Here is a 16,151-nt window from a genome sequence, read left to right as displayed (position 1 = left end):
AGCCAAATGGCCATGCCTTCACAGGTGCGCAGCGAACGAGACTCGATGGGGGAGTGGCAACTGCCCCAGTCGGTGTACTACGGCATTCAAACGGCCCGCGCCCTGGAGAATTTTCCCATCAGCGGCCTCAAGCCGCTGCCAGAGTACGTGGAAGCCTGCGTGCTGATTAAAAAGGCGGCGGCGGAGGTCAACGGCGAGCTGGGCTGCATTCCAGTGGAGGTGGCCAGGGCCATTGTCCAAGCAGCCGATGAGATCCTGCAGGGATCCCTGCGGGATCAGTTTGTGGTGGATGTGTACCAGGCCGGGGCAGGCACCTCCCACCACATGAACGTCAACGAGGTGCTGGCCAACCGGGCTTTGGAGATCCTAGGGGAGCCCAAGGGCAAGTACGAGCGGGTCAGCCCCAACGACCATGTCAACTACGGCCAATCCACCAACGATGTCATTCCCACCGCCATTCGCCTAGCGGCCTTGCTGCGGGTGCGGCGGGATCTTGTGGGCACGCTGGACAACCTGGTGGCGGCGCTGGAGCAAAAGGCCCAGGAGTTTCGCGACATCCTCAAGGCGGGCCGCACCCATTTGCAGGATGCCGTGCCGGTGCGCCTGGGAGACAGCTTCGGCGCCTACGCAGCCATCTTTGCCCAACATCGTCAGTGGATCGAGGAGGCCAGCCAAGCCCTGTGCAGCTTGGGGCTAGGGGGAAGCGCCGTGGGCACCGGCCTCAACACCCACCCCCAGTACCGGCAGAAGGTGGTGCAGCGGCTGGCAGAGTACACCCAGTTGCCCCTCACACCGGCTCCCCATCCCATGGCGGCTATGCAGAGCATGGCTCCCTTTGTGCACCTGTCGGGATCCCTGCGCAACCTGGCCCAAGACGGCATCAAAGTGGCCAACGACCTACGCCTGATGGACTCTGGCCCCAAAACTGGCCTCAAAGAGATCCAACTGCCACCCGTGCAGCCTGGCTCCTCCATCATGCCTGGCAAGTACAACCCGGTGATAGCTGAGATGCTGAACATGGTCTGCTTTCAGGTAATCGGGCTAGACACCGCCATCACCTTGGCAGCTCAGGCAGGGCAATTTGAGCTCAACGTGATGATGCCGCTGATTGCCTATAACCTCCTGCATAGCTTGCAGATCCTCAACAACAGCCTGCGCGTCTTTACTGAGCGCTGCGTCCGCGGCATCAAGGCCCAGGCAGATCGCTGTCGCAGCTATGCCGAGGGAACCCTGGCTTTGGTGACTGCCCTCAATCCCTACATTGGCTACCTGCAGGCGGCAGAGGTGGCCAAGATCTCCCTGGAAACCGGGAAGCCCATCCGCCAGATCCTGTTGGAGCGCAACTTGATGAGCCCGGAAGAAGTGGCCAAGGTACTGGATCTGGAGGCGATGAGCCAGATGCAGGCCTGACCCATTGCTAGAGTGGAGGTGTACTGCTTCCGCCTGACCATGACCGTTACCCCTTATCGCTGGCCCACCCAGCACGACCTGCCCGACACAGACGACACTCCCTTGGACAACGAGGATCAAGGCCGCCAATACCCCCTGCTGCGGGAACCGCTGCTGCTGCACTGGTCAGACCGGCAAGACTTTTTTGTGGCTTGCAATATGGGCCTTTACTACGCCCTACCCCGGCAGGTCGTTGTTCCAGATTTGTTTCTAGTGCTGGGGGTTCCTCGTTGGCGGGATGGCACTGCCCGCGAAAGCTATGTGGTGTGGGATGAAGGGAATATCTTGCCTGTCCTCATCTTGGAGATCATTTGCAACGACCTGGGGGAAGAAAAACCCGGGCAAGCCAAGTTCCAGCTCTATGAAAGGCGGCTGCGGATCCCTTACTACGTCACCTTCGAGCTAGAGACCAATGAGTTGAACGTTTATCAGCTCCAGGGTGGACACTATGAGCTGCTCCCCGGTTCCGGCGCTGGGGAACATCCCCCAATCCTGTTGCCCGATTTGGACTTGAGTATCGGTCGGTGGTGGGGATCTTACGAGGGGCGAGAACGCTTTTGGGTGCGCTGGTACGATAGGGCAGGGCGACTGTTGCCCACGGCAGCAGAGTTAGAGCGGCAACGGGCAGAGTTGGAACGGCAAAGAGCAGAAAGGGAACGGGAACGGGCAGAAATGGAGCGGCAGCGGGCAGACCTAGAACGCTCCCGAGCCGAACGACTGGCCCAGCGGCTCCGAGAGTTGGGAGAAGACCCTGAGCTTTAAAGGGTCCCCATACCCCCTACACTGGAATCCTGGCATTCCAGGGGGGATGATGACCAGACAACAACTCAGCCTGCAGACAAAGCTGGCCTACGGGGTGGGGGATCTGGGCACGGGCATGACGGCCAGTATCCTCATTTTTTTCCTGCTGCCCTTTCTCACCAACACCGTCGGCATGGCAGCAGGCTTGGCTGGCAGCATCTCCGCCCTCACCCGCTTTTGGGATGCCATCAACGATCCCATCATCGGCCTCCTCAGCGACCGCACTCGCAGCCGTTGGGGTCGCCGCCGCCCCTGGCTCCTGTTTTCAGCCATCCCTTTTGGCCTAACCTTTGTAGCGCAGTGGTGGATCCCTTTTCCCGGTCGAACTGGGCTTCTGTTTGCCTACTACCTGGCGGTGTCGCTGCTGTTTAACGCCTTCTACTCGGCTGCCAACATCCCCTATGCCTCCCTGACGGCGGAGCTGACCCAGGATTACGACGAGCGCACCCAGCTTAACCAATTCCGCTTTGCTTTCTCGGTGGGGGGCAGCATGGTTGCGGTGGCCACCTTTCCCCTCTTGGTTAACCTGCTGCCGGATCGAGCTAGTGGGCATTTGCTGGCAGGGAGCTGTTTTGGGGTGATCTCCACTCTGCCTCTAGTGCTCTGTTTTTGGGGGGTGCGGGAACGGCATCAGTCCTGGCGGGATCCGCTGCCTTTGCTCCAGCAGTTGGGGGTGGCCCTCAGCAACCGCCCCTATCTATTTGTAAGCGGCATCTACCTATGTTCCTGGCTGGCATTTCAGTTTACGGCCACCATCATCCCCTACTTCATCGTTTTCTGGATGGACTTGCCCGAGGTGTGGATTTCCCTGGTGGTGCTGGCGGTTCAGAGCGTTGCCGTGCTGACCCTGTTTGCCTGGACGCGACTGAGCGCCCGGCTAGGCAAGCGCGCCATGTACCTGATCGGGGCGGGGTTCTGGTTGATCGCGCAGGCAGGCCTGTTCTTCCTACAGCCCGGCCAGGAGCGGCTCATGATTGCGCTGGCGTTGTTGGCAGGAGCAGGGGTTTCAGCCACGGCCTACCTTGGCCCCTGGTCGATGTTGCCAGATGTCATTGACCTGGACGAGCTGCAAACCGGGGAGCGGCGGGAAGGGATCTTCTATGCCTTGATGGTGTTCCTGCAAAAGGTAGGCCTGGGGCTGGGGCTGTTTTTCCTGGGGCAAGTTCTAGATTGGGCTGGCTTTATCCCTTCGGTAGCTGGAGAGCCTCTTCCTTCCCAGCCCGAATCAGCCTTGCTGGCCATCCGCCTCGCCATCGGCCCCCTGCCGGCAGTGGCTTTGATTGGCGGCATTTGTCTAGTGTGGCTTTACCCCATTACCCGGCAGCGCCATCGGCAGATCCTGCAGGAACTGGAAGCAAGGCGGGCTGGCCGCTCCTCGCCTCTTAGTTGAGGATAATGCGCAGGCCACTGCCAGAGGACTGCCCTGGCCCAGGGTTGGGCAGAATCCGCAGGCCGCTGCCGGTGGGCCGGATCACGTTGTCGGCAAAGAGGGTGTTGGGGCGGCCATCCCGCTCGTACACCACCACCTCGCTAGGGTTGAACTGGGAGCGGCAGAGGATGGGAGAGTTGTCGGCAGCGGTAGCGGCACTGCAGCGATAGCCAGGGGCAGAGACCACTTGGCCCTCTGCATCGATGGAAAAAGGAACTCTCCCGGGTGGGATCGGAGCAAAAAGCGGCTGGTTGGGAATGAGCAGGCCACCTGGGCTGGGTTCAACCACAATCCCACGCTCGTCGATGACAATCCGCTGCGCCTGGGCAGGAGCGCCAGTCCCCAAGAGCAAAGCCAGGCTCAGGCTAAGTTGGAGGGGAAGAAACAGCTTCATCGAACACCTCCTTTGGCCCGAGGCCATCCCACTGTTCATCCCAGCGGGATCCCTGGCTTGATCTTGGCCCAGACAGCGGGGGCAATCTAGGGCAGAAACCGTCACCTCGGTTGCCAGAATGGGCACCTTAGCTTGACTACCATAGCCCTGAGCGGCCCAACGCCAGTCCCACCACCAGCATGCCCAACACCAAAAAAGGCTGAGCGCTGGCCTGGTATTTCACGTCGTTCTTCAGCGGATCCCGCAGCAGGTACATGTCTTGGAAGGTGATCTGGGGGAGAATGAGCAGCACCAAAATCGCAGCGTAGAGCTTTAGACCAGCTCCCAGCAAAAACGCGGCCATGCCAAGCTGAAACAGGTCGATCATCAGCGCCGCGATCCAGGCCGCCCCCATGGCGCCAAACATCACCGGCAGCGAGGCCAGGCCAAACTGCCGATCTCCTTCCATGCTCTTGAAGTCGTTGACCACGGCAATCCCCAGGCCCGCCAAGCTGTAGAGGAGGGTTAGGATGCAGACCGTCCAGTTCAGCTCGCCAAATAGAGCGTGGCCCGTCCACCAGGGCAGGGCGATGTAACTAGCGCCCAGGGCGTAGTTGCCCAGCCAGCCGTTGCGCTTCAGCTTCAGGGGCGGCGCCGAGTAGATGTAGGCCAGCAAGGCTCCCCCCAGGGCAATGCTGGTAATCACCGGGAAGGGGTGGCCAGTATACCAGTCGAGGGCATAGGCCAGCGCCAGTCCCAGGATCAGCAGCACCCAGATTTGGATGACCACCCGCCGCAGGGAAATGGCCCCGGAAGGGATGGGGCGGTAGGGCTCGTTGATGGCGTCGATGTCGCGGTCATAGTACTCGTTCAGAGTTTGCGTGTAACCTGCCATCAGAGGGCCGGCTAGGACCATGCCCGCCAAGACTAGCGCCACGTTCTCCCAAGTCCAGGTGAAGTGGCCAGAGGAAGCCGCTCCCGGGATCAAGCCCCACATCAACGGGATCCAGGTAACCGGCTTCATCAGTTGCAGGTGGACTTGCCAGATGGAGCGAGACTCTACCTCCGCCCCCTTCATGCCCAGCAATTGGCGGAGACGGCGGCCAGGGGATCCCTTTTCAGAGCCCGCGGCAGTTTTGGGAGCAGCAGGATCCCCAGCAGGGGCCGCTGTGGCTGAATCGTAGGAAGTCGTTTCGTTCATAGTGAGGTGCGCAAGCAAACTTAAGCGGGGATAGCCATCCCTATTCTGCAGCATTTCCCCCCTTCCCTCAAAAGACCTCAAGGAACGTCTTAGTCTGGCAAGCGGGCAAGTCTAACGCCTGGGTAGTAGTAGGCCAAAATTTGGCGGTAGCTCCAGCCCCGGCGGGCCAATTCCTGGGCACCCCACTGGCTCATGCCAATGCCATGGCCAAACTTGGGGTAGGGACTAAAGTCCGGCAGGCTCTGCAGGTAAGGGATCCCGTCCACTCCCACAGTTCGGCTTCCGGCACTGGCGCTGTACATGGCATTGACAAACTTTCCTCCATACACCAAGACCACGCCGCGGGTAGCCCGTGTTGCCTCTAGGGCGGCTGCCGAGCGCTGCGAGAGGCCGCGGTACACCTGGGAGCGGGTGTCGCTAAACACATCAAACCAGCGCCGGGAATTGCGGTGGTAGAGGACATAAGTGCGAGCAGCTACCGCCTGCGCCTTCAGGGCCTCCGGCAAGAAGCGGGCTCCCATTTCAGCTTCCACTACACTGGCCACATAGTCCTCGAGGTGAACGTAATTGATGGCTTGCACGCGGTTGTAGCCCATCAAGAGCACCTTGCCGGAATACCAACGGCCGTTGACTGCCACAAGACCCCCCTCCGGCGGCTCGATGAACAGCACTGGGCTCACAGCCTCGTGCAGGTGTACCCCCCGGCGGCTGGGGCGGGCCCAAAACCCCCGTAGGGGCGGCAGATCTGCCAACACCTCTCCGCGACCATTGGTCAGCCGGGCAGGCAGAGAAACCCCCACCACCAAAGGAGTGGTGGTATCAGCCAACTGAACCCGCACCGTTACCGCCCAAGCGCCTTCCACCTCTCCCCCCCAGAGGCCCAGCAGCAGGGATCCGAGGAAGGCAAGCCAACGCCGTGCTTTCATCTAGCTAGGGTTTCTCCAGCCACCTCAGCTTAGGATAGGGCAAGAGGCGAGGGAAAGTTAGCGGGATCCCGCTGAGGGGACTTGTCTTGCCACCTGTAGCGATCCGGCTCCCAACCTAAAGCAAAGCGCAGGGAGGAGACCAGCTTACCGTTGCAGAAGCAGACAAAACAGACCCAGGAGGCAAAGGCCAGGAGAGCGGCGTAGCCAAACGGGATTCGATAGCTAGACCCAACCGCCAGGGTGCCGAGAATGGGCCCTGCCAGGCCCACGCCCAAGTCAAACCCACACATCACCAGGCTAAACAGGCGCCCGCGCTCTGCTGGCTCAGAGCGGTCGGCTACAAGGGCAGAGATGAGCGGGATCAGGGTGCCAAAGCTCGATCCCACCCCAATCCCAGCAGCCAGAAAGGCCCAAGCGCTGTTGGCTACAAGCAGCACTCCCATAACCAGCGCATAGGTGGCCAAGCTGAGAGCGATAAACGGCCCCCGCCCGTAGCAATCGGAAGCGGGACCCGCGAGCAGGCGCACGCCAAAGCTGGCAAAGGCCACTGCCATGTAGAAAAGACCTGGATTCAAGGGAACTCCAGCCTCCTGCATTAACAGAGACACAAAAGTTGTTTGGGTGCCGAAGGCCAACCCCACCAGCAGCATCACTCCCGTGAGGGAGCACACCTTTGGGTGAAGCAAAAGGCTCCAGAAGGCCCCCTTGCAGGCCAGGGATCCCCCTTGTCCCCGCCGCTGCTCTTGGACGGCGCAGGTACAGAGAAAGCCCACCCCTCCCAGCAAAGCAGCGAAGAAAAATAGGGGCCCATAGCCAGCCAGTTCCTGCAAGAAGCCCCCCAAAGCGGGACCAATGGCAATACCCAGAGGATTGACCAAACTCATGAAGCTTAGGATCTCGCCGCGTCTTTCCTCGGGGGCAAGATCTGCAACCAGAGCCACGTAGGCAGTGGCAAAAGCAGCAATGCTAATTCCATGGAAGGCCCGCACCAGCGCTACCCATGGGATCCAGTCCGAAAGCCAGTACCCCAAGGGAGCCACTGCTGCTGCCCCCATGCCGATAAGAAGCACAATCTGACGGCTGTAGCCATCTGCCAGGCGCCCCAACCAAGGCCGAAAGGCTAGCAGCCCAACGGAGAAGGATCCCATCACCAAGCCCACCTGTTGGCTAGTGCCGCCGGCATCCCGGACATAGAGGGGCAGGGTGGGTAGCAGCGAGGACAAACTGGCCCAAAAGAGCAAGCCGGCTACGAACAGGACGCCCAAGTTGCGTCGCTGCGCTGACTGGAGCTGCCCAACTTTCCTCACATGCACTCCTGCTAAACCTAGAGGGGCACCCTGGAGACTTCTGCACCAACTGCAAGCCTCCCTTGAGGCTCAGGCCCAGACAATTCTTTGGGTGCTGATTTACTTATCTTAATATCCAGGCTAGAGGCGGGCTGGGAGATTGAAGTGCAGGGATCCCCGTCAGGCCAACCTCAAACTGCCCCTCGAGGAGGTAGGTGGCAGCCTTCTTAAGGGTGGTCTCGGAGAGGTCAGGCAGCTCAAGCCGAGCCCGAATACGATTGAAGTTCCGCTGCAGGCCGTGCTGGTAGGTGGGGTCGTAGTGCTGCAGCAGCAGCTCCTGGACAAACTGCGGCCAGTCTTGGGCGTCGATGAGCTCAAACCAGCGCTGCAGACGCGCTTGGCCATAGCGGGCTTTTAGGGGCAGCAACTTCTCCTTGAGCGCCTGGGGATGGGCTATCCAGTGGGGATAGTGGGCAATCAACCCCTTCACGCGCTCTTCTAGGGGCAACTGCACCTCGATGCAGTCGGCTTGGGTGAGGGCTTGCCAAAGGGCAGGGGGCAGGTGGAGTTGGCCCACTTTGGCACTCTCTGCCTCCACCCAAACTGGCTTGGCGGGATCCCACTTGAGGAAGACCTGGACCAACTGGCTTTCAAAGCTCTTCTGGCTGGGCTGGGGCCTCCCCCACTCGGCCCCCAGAAGGGATCCCCGATGGCAGGCCAGCTCTTCCAGATCCAGGACTTGGGCCCCCTGCTGATGGAGATAGTGGAGCAACAAGGTTTTGCCGCTCCCCGTTGGCCCGCAGAGCACTCGGTAGGTAAATTGCTGGGGCAAGCTCTGCAGTTGCCGACGCACCCAGGCGCGGTAGGTTTTGTACCCGCCTTGCAAGACGGTTACTTGCCAGCCCACCTGGGACAACACCAAGGCCAAGCTGGCCGAACGCTGTCCTCCCCGCCAGCAGTAGATCAGGGGGTGGTAGTCCCGGTCCTTGTCAGCAAAGTGGGTTTGCAGGTGACGGGCGATGTTCTGGGCCACCAGGCTGGCCCCCCGCTTGCGGGCTGTGAAGGGATCCACCTGCTTGTAGAGCGTGCCCACCTCCGCCCGTTCCGCATCGTCGAGCACAGGCAGGTTAATGGCCCCTGGCCAATGGTCTTCAGCATACTCTGCTGGCGAGCGCACGTCGATAATCTCGCTGTAGGTGTGCAGCCAGGGCTCGGCGGTAACGTGAATGGGAGCAGCCACAGGTGTGAGATTCTCTCTTGCTCGATCCTGACAGATTTCTGCCTGCGGGAGCAGTAGAATACTTCCTTTTGCAGGGATCCCTTGCGTCCGCCATAATAGAGCTCTTGGTCTAGCGTGTCGCTGGCAGGGAGGGGGAGATGGTGCAACAGGCTGGCTATGGATCCTGGCGGTCCCCGATTAGCGCGGATTTGGTGGTAGCCGGATCCCTGCGCCTGGGACAACCGGTCTGGGAAGGGCAGGATCTCTACTGGATCGAGGGCCGGCCCCAGGAAAAAGGGCGCAACGTCCTGAGGCGGCGCTTGGCTAACGGAAAGGTGGAGGAGCTGACACCGGAGCCTTTTAACGTGCGCACGCGAGTCCACGAGTACGGCGGCGGCGCCTACTGGGTCTCTGAGGGAGTGGTGTATTTCTGCAACTTTGCCGATCAACGGCTGTACTACCTGTCCCCAGGGGAGGAGATCCGGCCCCTCACCGAAGCTGGCCCCTACCGCTATGCCGACGGGGTGGTGGACAGGAGGCACCGGCGCATTCTCTGTGTGCGCGAGGATCATAGCCGGCAGGGAGAGCCAGAAAACACGCTGGTTGCCATTGACCTTGAAAGCGGAGCCCAGCAGGTTTTGGCCGGGGGCCACGATTTCTACGCCAGCCCGCGGCTCAGCCCAGACGGTCAAGCCCTGGTGTGGCTGACCTGGGATCACCCCCAGATGCCCTGGGACGGCACGGAGCTGTGGCGGGCTGAGGTTGCCCCCGACGGCAGTTTGGGAGAGCCCCAGAAACTTGCTGGCGGCCCGGCTGAGTCCATCTTCCAGCCCCAGTGGTCGCCGCAGGGGGAGCTTTACTTGGTTTCTGACCGCAGCGGCTGGTGGAACCTCTACCGCTGGGATCCCCAGGGCCCCCTTCCCCTCTGCCCTATGGAAGCCGAGTTTGGAGAACCCCAGTGGGTGTTTGGCTTGAGCACTTACGGCTTTTGTGAGGACGGGCGGATCCTGGCCATCTATCGCCAAGAGGGGCTCTGCCACCTGGCGCTTTTGGATCCCCGTTCAGGAGAGCTTCAGGAGATCCCCTTGTCCTACACCGAGCTGCACAACCTCCAAGTTAGCGGCGAAAAAGCTGCCTTTCTGGCCGCCTCCCCTAGCGAAGCCCCTGCCCTAGTCTGCTTGCATTTGCCGTCTGGACAGCTGGAGGTGGTGGCCCGCTCCAGCCATGTGGCAGTCGATCCAGAGTATTTGTCGATCCCCGAGCCCATCGCCTTTCCCACCTCAGGCGGGGCAGTGGCCTACGGCCTCTTCTATCCTCCCAAGAACCCCGACTTCGTGGCCCCTGCCGGCGAGAAGCCGCCTCTTTTGGTCAAAAGCCACGGTGGGCCCACAGGGGCAACGGCAGCTGTACTCGATCTCGGGATCCAGTACTGGACCAGTCGCGGGATTGCCGTTTTGGATGTCAACTACCGCGGCAGCAGCGGCTATGGGCGGGCCTACCGGGAGGCCCTCAAGGGCCGCTGGGGCCTTGTGGACGTGGAAGATTGCATCGCTGGGGCCCAATTCTTGGCAGCCCAGGGCAAGGTGGACGGGGAGCGGCTGCTCATTCGCGGCGGCAGCGCCGGCGGCTACACCACCCTGGCGGCCCTGACGTTTCACACCGTCTTCAAGGCCGGCGCCAGCTACTACGGGGTGAGCGATCTAGAGGCCCTAGCCCAGGAGACCCACAAGTTTGAGTCCCACTACTTGGACAGCTTAATTGGCCCCTACCCGGAGCGGCGGGATCTCTACCGGGAGCGCTCTCCCATCCACCACCTGGAGGGTCTCAACTGCCCCGTTATCTTCTTTCAAGGCCTGGAGGACGCCATCGTCCCTCCCAACCAAGCAGAGAGGATGGTGGCTGCCCTGCAGGCCAAGGGGATCCCGGTGGCCTATGTCCCTTTTGCCGGTGAGCAGCACGGCTTTCGCCAGGCAGCCAACCTCAAACGGGCCCTGGAGGCAGAGCTTTATTTCTACGCCCAGATCCTAGGGTTTCCCTTGGCGGAGCTTATCGAGCCGGTTCCCATTGCCAACTGGCCTCCTCCTCGTTGAGGTTACTTGTCCTGGCTCAGCGCCTCCCCATTGGGTATCCTAGTCAAGGACGCTGGGGAAGGGAGGCATGCAGAGCAGAACAAGCCACCGGCAACTCTGGAGGCGATGGCTTGCCGCGACCTTAGCAGCAGGCGGAGTACTGGGCGGCGTCCTGTGGGGCTTTTACGCCTCCTCCTGGGCAGAACCTGTCGAGATGGCGGCGGCGCCTCCAGCACCCCTGAGCTCGACTTCTGGCGCCGCCTTTTTGCGCGCCTACAAAGCCCTGCAGGCCGGCCAAGCGCAAGCGGCCCTGGAGCACCTGCAGGGCTTGGAAGAAAAGCTGCCAGTTCTCACCGACGAGATCTGGAAGCTCAGGGCTCAGGCTTATGAAAAGCTGGGGGATCGAGAAACAGCCCGCCAGATCTGGTGGCCCAAGATCTTGCAGGAGTATCCCCACAGCCCGGTGGCCGCCTACGCCCTCTGGGGAATGGGCCAGGTGGATCAGTTGCGGCGGCAATTTCCCACCCACCGCCTGACGGCCCGCGCCCTCAAGCACTTGCTGGAGCAGGATCCCAACCGCTATGACCTGCTGCGGGATTTGGCCCAACATCACCCGCAAACCCCTGGGTTAACCCCCCTCTTGGATCGCTGGCGGCAAGCCCAAGAGGGATCCCTCACGGCCTCCGATTGGCAGATCCTGGCCGATGCCTATTGGGAGCAGCGGGAGTACGGCAAAGCCGCCCGCGCCTACGGGCGTGCCCCCACCACCTCTCGCAATCTCTACCGCCAGGGGCGCAGCCACCAGATCTCGCGGGAGTTTCCCCAGGCCAAAGCGGCTTACCAAGCGCTGCTGGCACAGTTTCCCGATGGGCCAGAGGCTTCTCTCACCCGCCGCCGTTTGGCGGAACTGAGCGACCTGCCGACGGCAATCCAGTTACTTCGCCAGGTGGGATCCGGCTCGGATAGAGAAGCTCCAGAAGCGTTGCTCAGCCTCAGCCAACTGTATGACCGCAACGGCAGCCCGCAATCGGCCCAGGCGGTGCGGCAGACCCTTTGGGAGCGCTTCCCAGTCAGCGAAGCCGCGGCCACCGCCGCCTGGACGGTGGCTTGGCGCCAGGCGCAAACGGGCAATCTCAGCCAAGCCATTGCTCTAGCCCAGCAGATTGGCTTGGCCCAGCGGGATACGGAAATGGGGGCGCAACTGCTCTACTGGGCCGGCAAATGGCGGGAACGGCTGGGGGAGGTGGCTGCGGCGCGGCAAACCTATCAGCAGGTGCTGCGGCAGTTTCCCCACACCTACTACGCCTGGCGGGCGGCGGCGCAACTGGGCTGGCCAGTAGGAGATTTCTCCAGCGGGCGCCAAAGGGTTGAAGTGGATTTCCAGCCGGTTCGCCAACCTCTGCCTGCGGTTTCCGAGGCTACCCAGACCCTGCATCTCATTGGCGCTGGCCAACTGGCCTGGGAGCGCTGGCAGGGGGAAATGGCTCTGCTGCAACGGGATCCCGGCCAGATGAGCGTGGCCGAGCGCTTTGCCAGCGGCATTTTGCGCAACAACGCCGGCGAGCACCTGCGGGGCATCAACCAGGTGGCTGCCCTGCGCTTTAGCGCCGAGCCCGACCCGCTGCTGCCGACCCTGAGACAGCGCCAGGATTTCTGGCAGGCCATCTACCCGCTGCACTACTACGCCAGCCCAGAAAACACCTGGGAAAGGGATCCCTACGCCCAGCCTGGCCTGGCCCACTGGGCGCAACAGTTTAGCCTCAATCCCCTGATGGTGGCGGCCTTGATTCGCCAGGAATCCCGTTTTGAGCCGGAGATCGTCTCGGCCTCAGGAGCGCTGGGCTTGATGCAGGTGATGCCTGCCACCGGCCGCTGGATTGCCCAAAAAATTGGCCTAGCCCAGTACAGCCTCACCAACCCTGCCGACAACCTTCGCCTGGGATCCTGGTACTTCGACTACACCCACCGCGCCTATCAAGACAACACCCTGCTGGCCCTGGCCAGCTACAACGGCGGCCCCGGCAACGTCGCCAAGTGGCTGAGCCAATTTGGCTTTGAGGATCCCGACGAGTTTGTGGAGCAGATCCCCTTTGCCGAAACCCGCGGCTATGTCAAGGCGGTGTTCGGCAACTACTGGAACTACTGGCAGCTCTACACGCGGGAAGGACGCACCCTGGCCAGCGCGCTCCAGCTAGAGGCTAGACCGGTGCCGGGAAGAGATCAGCCGCTCCCTCAGCAGTTGCACCGAGTAGGCCGCCAGCCCCAAGCCTACCATGACAAACATGAAGGCAACTAGGGAAACGGAGCCCACCAACAGGTAGCGCACCAAAATGCCGACTCCCCGTGCCAGGGATCCGCTGTCTAGATCAACAGGCGGCAGCTTGGCCAGCATTGAGAGCAGCAATTGCAGGAAACCGTAGCCTAGGCCGGCAGCAAAGGTGGCCCCCAAGAGAGCGCTGAGGGGATGGGGGGATCCCGGAGAGGAGGAAGACATGGGGCAACATGGGAGAGCTCACCTTTATTGTAGGCTCCGGCGTAGAATGTGAAGGTTTGCTAGCGGAAGACGATGGGGAGCGGATTGGAAGCGGTTTCCCACTACGAGGTTTTGGGAGTCTCCATGCAGGCGACGGCAGCCGAGATCAAGCGTGCCTACCGCCGCTTGGTCAAGTACTACCACCCCGATAGTCTGCTAGCCAAAAAGGATCAGGCCGCTGCTGAGCGGATCCGCCAGATCAACGCCGCTTACGCCGTGCTCCGGGATCCCCAAGCCCGCCGCGAATACGACCGGCAACTGCTTGCCAGCCAGACCTGGCGCCGCTCTCAGCCGATAGCCTCCCCGCCGCCGACGGTCAGCCAAGAAGCCCTCCTCCGCGAAGCCTGGATTCGGCAGGTTTACACCCCCCTGAACCGACTCTTGGGATCTCTGTTGGCTTCCCTAAAACCCCAGCTAAACGCTCTGTCCGCCGATCCCTTCGATCCCGAGTTGCTGGCGGCCTTTGGCCTATACCTAGAGGAATGCGCGCAGAAATTGGCCCAAGCTCAGCAGATCTTTCGCCGTCTTCCCAACCCCAGCAGCTTGGGGAAAGTGGCTTCCTGCCTCTACTACGCCCTCAACCACCTGGAAGATGCTCTGGAGGAGCTGAGCCATTTTCCGCTTAACTTCGACGACCGCCACCTGCACACCGGGCAAGAGCTGTTTCGACGGGCCCAAGAGCTGCGCCGAGAGGCTGGCCAGGCCTATGCCAAGATCTCCCTCTAGCGGGATCGAGCCCATGCTGGCTTGCCTTCGCGATAGCGGTGCCGCCGGACCCTGGACCCGCGCACCTGCGCCCACAACGGCTTGGCCGGCGTCCTGCAGCAAGCTAGCTGCCTCGACAAACAGCAGCAACTGAGGGATCCGGGCGTGGGCAAGACCCTCTCAATCGGCCTCTTCGCCCTGCTGAGGATCCGCAGAGGATGACGCTCCTAGTGACTTGGCCTGGGCAGCCGCAGGGGCAGGCTTGTGCCAGTGCAGGCCAATTAGGGCGTCGTAGAGAAAGCTCCAAAACTCACCCTTTCGCCAAATGCCCAGGGTTTGGTGGCAGTTGCGAGCGTCCAGCTCTGGCTTAGCCACCCAGTAGGCCGCCTGATACTTGTACCAGGGAACCGAAGGCCAGAGGTGGTGGATGAGATGGTAGTTCTGTCCCAACAGGAGGATGTTGGCTAGCCGGCTAGGGTAGACCCTGGCGTTGTACCACCGCTCCTGAGATTGAAAGGGGCGATGGGGCAGGTAGTCGAAAAACAAGCCCAATAGAAGCCCCATGATAAAAGCAGGGGGCAGCCAGTAGTTCAGGAGGTAGTCGGTGTAGCCGAAGTGGAAGGCCAAGGCAAAGGTCAAGACCACGACTAGCCGACTCAAAGCCCACTCCAGCAGGTCCCAGCGGCCTTTGCGCCAGAGCTGCCGCTTGAAGAAAAACACCTCGTGGTAGAAAAAGCGCGGCGCAATAAGCCACAGCGGCCCCCCCGTGGAGACGTAGTGATCCGGATCGTCTTCAGGATGGTTGACGTGGGCATGGTGTTGCATATGCACCCGCTTAAAGACAGGGTAGGCAAAGCCCTGCAACAGAGCAGATCCATGCCCCATAGCCTCGTTCAAAAAGCGGTTGCGGTGGGCTGAGCCATGGGAGGCATCGTGGATTACCGTGCCCAGCACATAGAGGGCGACAAAGTTTAGCCAGAACACCAACCAGCGGGGCCAATGCCAAAAGGCATACCCACAAAAGCAGGCGGCTGACAGCGCCACGGACCCTAGAAACATCAATAGGGTGGGATTCCAAAATTCTGGCGGCGGCCCCAGCAGCTCACGAGGTAAGGTGAAAGGCCTGGAGTCCGGTTGCGGAGTCACAGCAGCAGTCATCGGCAGCCATCCTCGAGTGTGCACAGCGCAGACGGTGGGGATGGTTTAAGGCAACCCGCCAAACCCCAGCAAGCGGCAGGGATAAACTTTGTTAACTTTCGTTAGTATACGGCACAGAACTGCTCAGCTTGTCCCGTCAGGCCTGATTTTCCCGCCAACCCCAACTGCCGCCGACAGGGATCCCGGCAAGAACTGTTGTGAGGTTTTGTTGCGGCCTCTATTGCAATTCATGTGAAGATCGCGGGGGGATCCCTCTAAGTCTTGCAAAACAGGGGTAATCTAGGGGGCGGTTAACCTAAGCCAAGGAGGAAAACCATGCTGCTCCTTGTTGCGCCGCTAGCTATAACCGCTCACACCAGCCCCTGGTCTCCCCTAAGCGCGGTGATCATTCTGCTCTGCACAGGACTGGCATACCTGAGCTTCAAGTCCTCTTCGGGGGTCGCTTCAGAAACTGGACCGGTGTTGGGGATGACCTGGCCAGAAGTCCTGGGAGTTGCCAGCTTTGGTCATCTGCTGGGGGTAGGAGTAATCTTGGGCCTCTCCAACATGGGGGTTCTCTAGGTTGCATGGCAACGCAAGCCCTGGCCTTCGTGCCAAGCGCTCTGCACTGCTGCCGCGACCGAGGACAAGTCGCCTTGTGCTAGCCTAGCTATGGCTCTGCCAGTAAGGTGGCGACGCAGCTTCTTGAAAGCACTCCTGCCCTCAGGGTTCTCCTCTAGTCCTTGATTCACCGGACCTAACTAACCTTCTGCCTTGACGTAGATGGGCTGAGCTAGTAGGCTAGCAGGTACATCTTCTTGGGTAGGCGTTTTGCCTAGGCTAAAGTTGGCTCCGTCTCTAGCCTGTGTGCTCGATCAAGAGCAAGGAGCAACTACCTGCAGCTCGCGGGGAAGTGACGCCTGTGGAGATCCCTCTGGCGGGGTAGCAGAGGTGAACTCTACTACTAGCTACGGGTCGTGGAAGCAGGAAGAAAGCCTCAACGCCGAGCGAAAGTCTGCTTTT

At 61.2% G+C, this 16,151-nt stretch carries 14 protein-coding genes; 7 read left to right on the top strand and 7 right to left on the bottom strand.

Features of this window, described 5'->3' with window-relative positions; genetic code table 11:
• Positions 1–6: 6 nt before the first annotated feature.
• From NW814_RS02025 to NW814_RS02015, 3 genes are read left to right on the top strand one after another with little or no spacing between them, the layout of a single operon-like run.
• Positions 7–1,410, top strand: coding sequence for an aspartate ammonia-lyase (locus tag NW814_RS02025; RefSeq protein ID WP_414405019.1), 1,404 nt, complete (start codon positions 7–9; stop codon positions 1,408–1,410).
• Positions 1,411–1,449: 39 nt separating this feature from the next.
• Positions 1,450–2,211 carry a Uma2 family endonuclease gene (locus tag NW814_RS02020; protein WP_414405018.1) on the top strand — a complete coding sequence of 254 codons (762 nt, stop codon included), beginning with the start codon at positions 1,450–1,452 and terminating at the stop codon, positions 2,209–2,211.
• A 49-nt stretch (positions 2,212–2,260) separates the two neighbouring features.
• The gene (locus NW814_RS02015) at positions 2,261–3,640 is read left to right on the top strand and encodes an MFS transporter (protein WP_414405017.1); all 1,380 of its coding nucleotides are present in this window, start codon (positions 2,261–2,263) and stop codon (positions 3,638–3,640) included.
• On the opposite strand, the gene NW814_RS02010 is transcribed toward NW814_RS02015, so the two are convergent.
• The 5 genes from NW814_RS02010 to mnmH all read right to left on the bottom strand — a co-directional run bounded on the left by NW814_RS02010 (position 3,633) and on the right by mnmH (position 8,705).
• Complete coding sequence (locus NW814_RS02010) at positions 3,633–4,073, bottom strand: hypothetical protein (protein WP_414396141.1); 441 nt, start codon at positions 4,071–4,073, stop codon at positions 3,633–3,635. The two genes, NW814_RS02015 and NW814_RS02010, sit on opposite strands and share 8 nt — an antisense overlap.
• Before the next feature lie 136 nt (positions 4,074–4,209).
• Entirely contained in the window at positions 4,210–5,253 is a 1,044-nt protein-coding gene (chlG, locus tag NW814_RS02005; RefSeq protein ID WP_414405016.1) for a chlorophyll synthase ChlG, read from the bottom strand.
• Positions 5,254–5,342: 89 nt separating this feature from the next.
• Entirely contained in the window at positions 5,343–6,179 is an 837-nt protein-coding gene (locus NW814_RS02000) for a SpoIID/LytB domain-containing protein (RefSeq protein ID WP_414405015.1), read from the bottom strand.
• A gap of 29 nt (positions 6,180–6,208) precedes the next feature.
• A complete protein-coding gene (locus NW814_RS01995) occupies positions 6,209–7,486 on the bottom strand; it encodes an MFS transporter (protein WP_414405014.1) in 1,278 nt (425 codons plus the stop codon).
• 103 nt (positions 7,487–7,589) lie between these two features.
• Positions 7,590–8,705: a tRNA 2-selenouridine(34) synthase MnmH gene (gene mnmH / locus NW814_RS01990; RefSeq protein ID WP_414405013.1), complete on the bottom strand. Its 1,116-nt coding sequence runs from the start codon at positions 8,703–8,705 to the stop codon at positions 7,590–7,592.
• Positions 8,706–8,842: 137 nt separating this feature from the next.
• Here mnmH and NW814_RS01985 point away from each other — a divergent pair, with 137 nt between their 5' ends.
• Both NW814_RS01985 and NW814_RS01980 read left to right on the top strand, forming a co-directional pair.
• A complete protein-coding gene (locus NW814_RS01985; protein ID WP_414405012.1) occupies positions 8,843–10,774 on the top strand; it encodes a S9 family peptidase in 1,932 nt (643 codons plus the stop codon).
• Between the two features lie 193 nt (positions 10,775–10,967).
• On the top strand, positions 10,968–13,049 hold the full coding sequence (locus NW814_RS01980; protein ID WP_414405011.1) for a transglycosylase SLT domain-containing protein: 2,082 nt from the start codon (positions 10,968–10,970) through the stop codon (positions 13,047–13,049).
• Here NW814_RS01980 and NW814_RS01975 read toward each other — a convergent pair.
• Positions 12,945–13,247 (bottom strand): DUF3082 domain-containing protein, encoded by a 303-nt coding sequence (locus NW814_RS01975; protein ID WP_414405010.1) that lies wholly within the window; start codon positions 13,245–13,247, stop codon positions 12,945–12,947. The genes NW814_RS01980 and NW814_RS01975 overlap by 105 nt on opposite strands.
• Before the next feature lie 72 nt (positions 13,248–13,319).
• On the opposite strand from NW814_RS01975, the gene NW814_RS01970 reads away from it, so the two are divergent.
• Entirely contained in the window at positions 13,320–14,012 is a 693-nt protein-coding gene (locus NW814_RS01970; protein ID WP_414405009.1) for a J domain-containing protein, read from the top strand.
• Between the two features lie 159 nt (positions 14,013–14,171).
• Here NW814_RS01970 and NW814_RS01965 read toward each other — a convergent pair whose 3' ends face one another.
• Positions 14,172–15,149, bottom strand: coding sequence for a fatty acid desaturase (locus tag NW814_RS01965; RefSeq protein WP_414405008.1), 978 nt, complete (start codon positions 15,147–15,149; stop codon positions 14,172–14,174).
• Positions 15,150–15,464: 315 nt separating this feature from the next.
• Between NW814_RS01965 and psaK the strand changes: the two genes are divergently transcribed.
• Positions 15,465–15,710, top strand: a complete 246-nt coding sequence (gene psaK, locus NW814_RS01960) for a photosystem I reaction center subunit PsaK (RefSeq protein ID WP_414396161.1) — start codon at positions 15,465–15,467, stop codon at positions 15,708–15,710.
• The last annotated feature ends 441 nt before the right edge of the window (positions 15,711–16,151 follow it).

The organism is Synechococcus sp. R65.1 (genome assembly GCF_047461755.1).
GTDB lineage: Bacteria > Cyanobacteriota > Cyanobacteriia > Thermostichales > Thermostichaceae > Thermostichus.
Note: the sequence above shows the minus strand (reverse complement) of the source record. Positions and strands in the feature narration are given on the sequence as shown.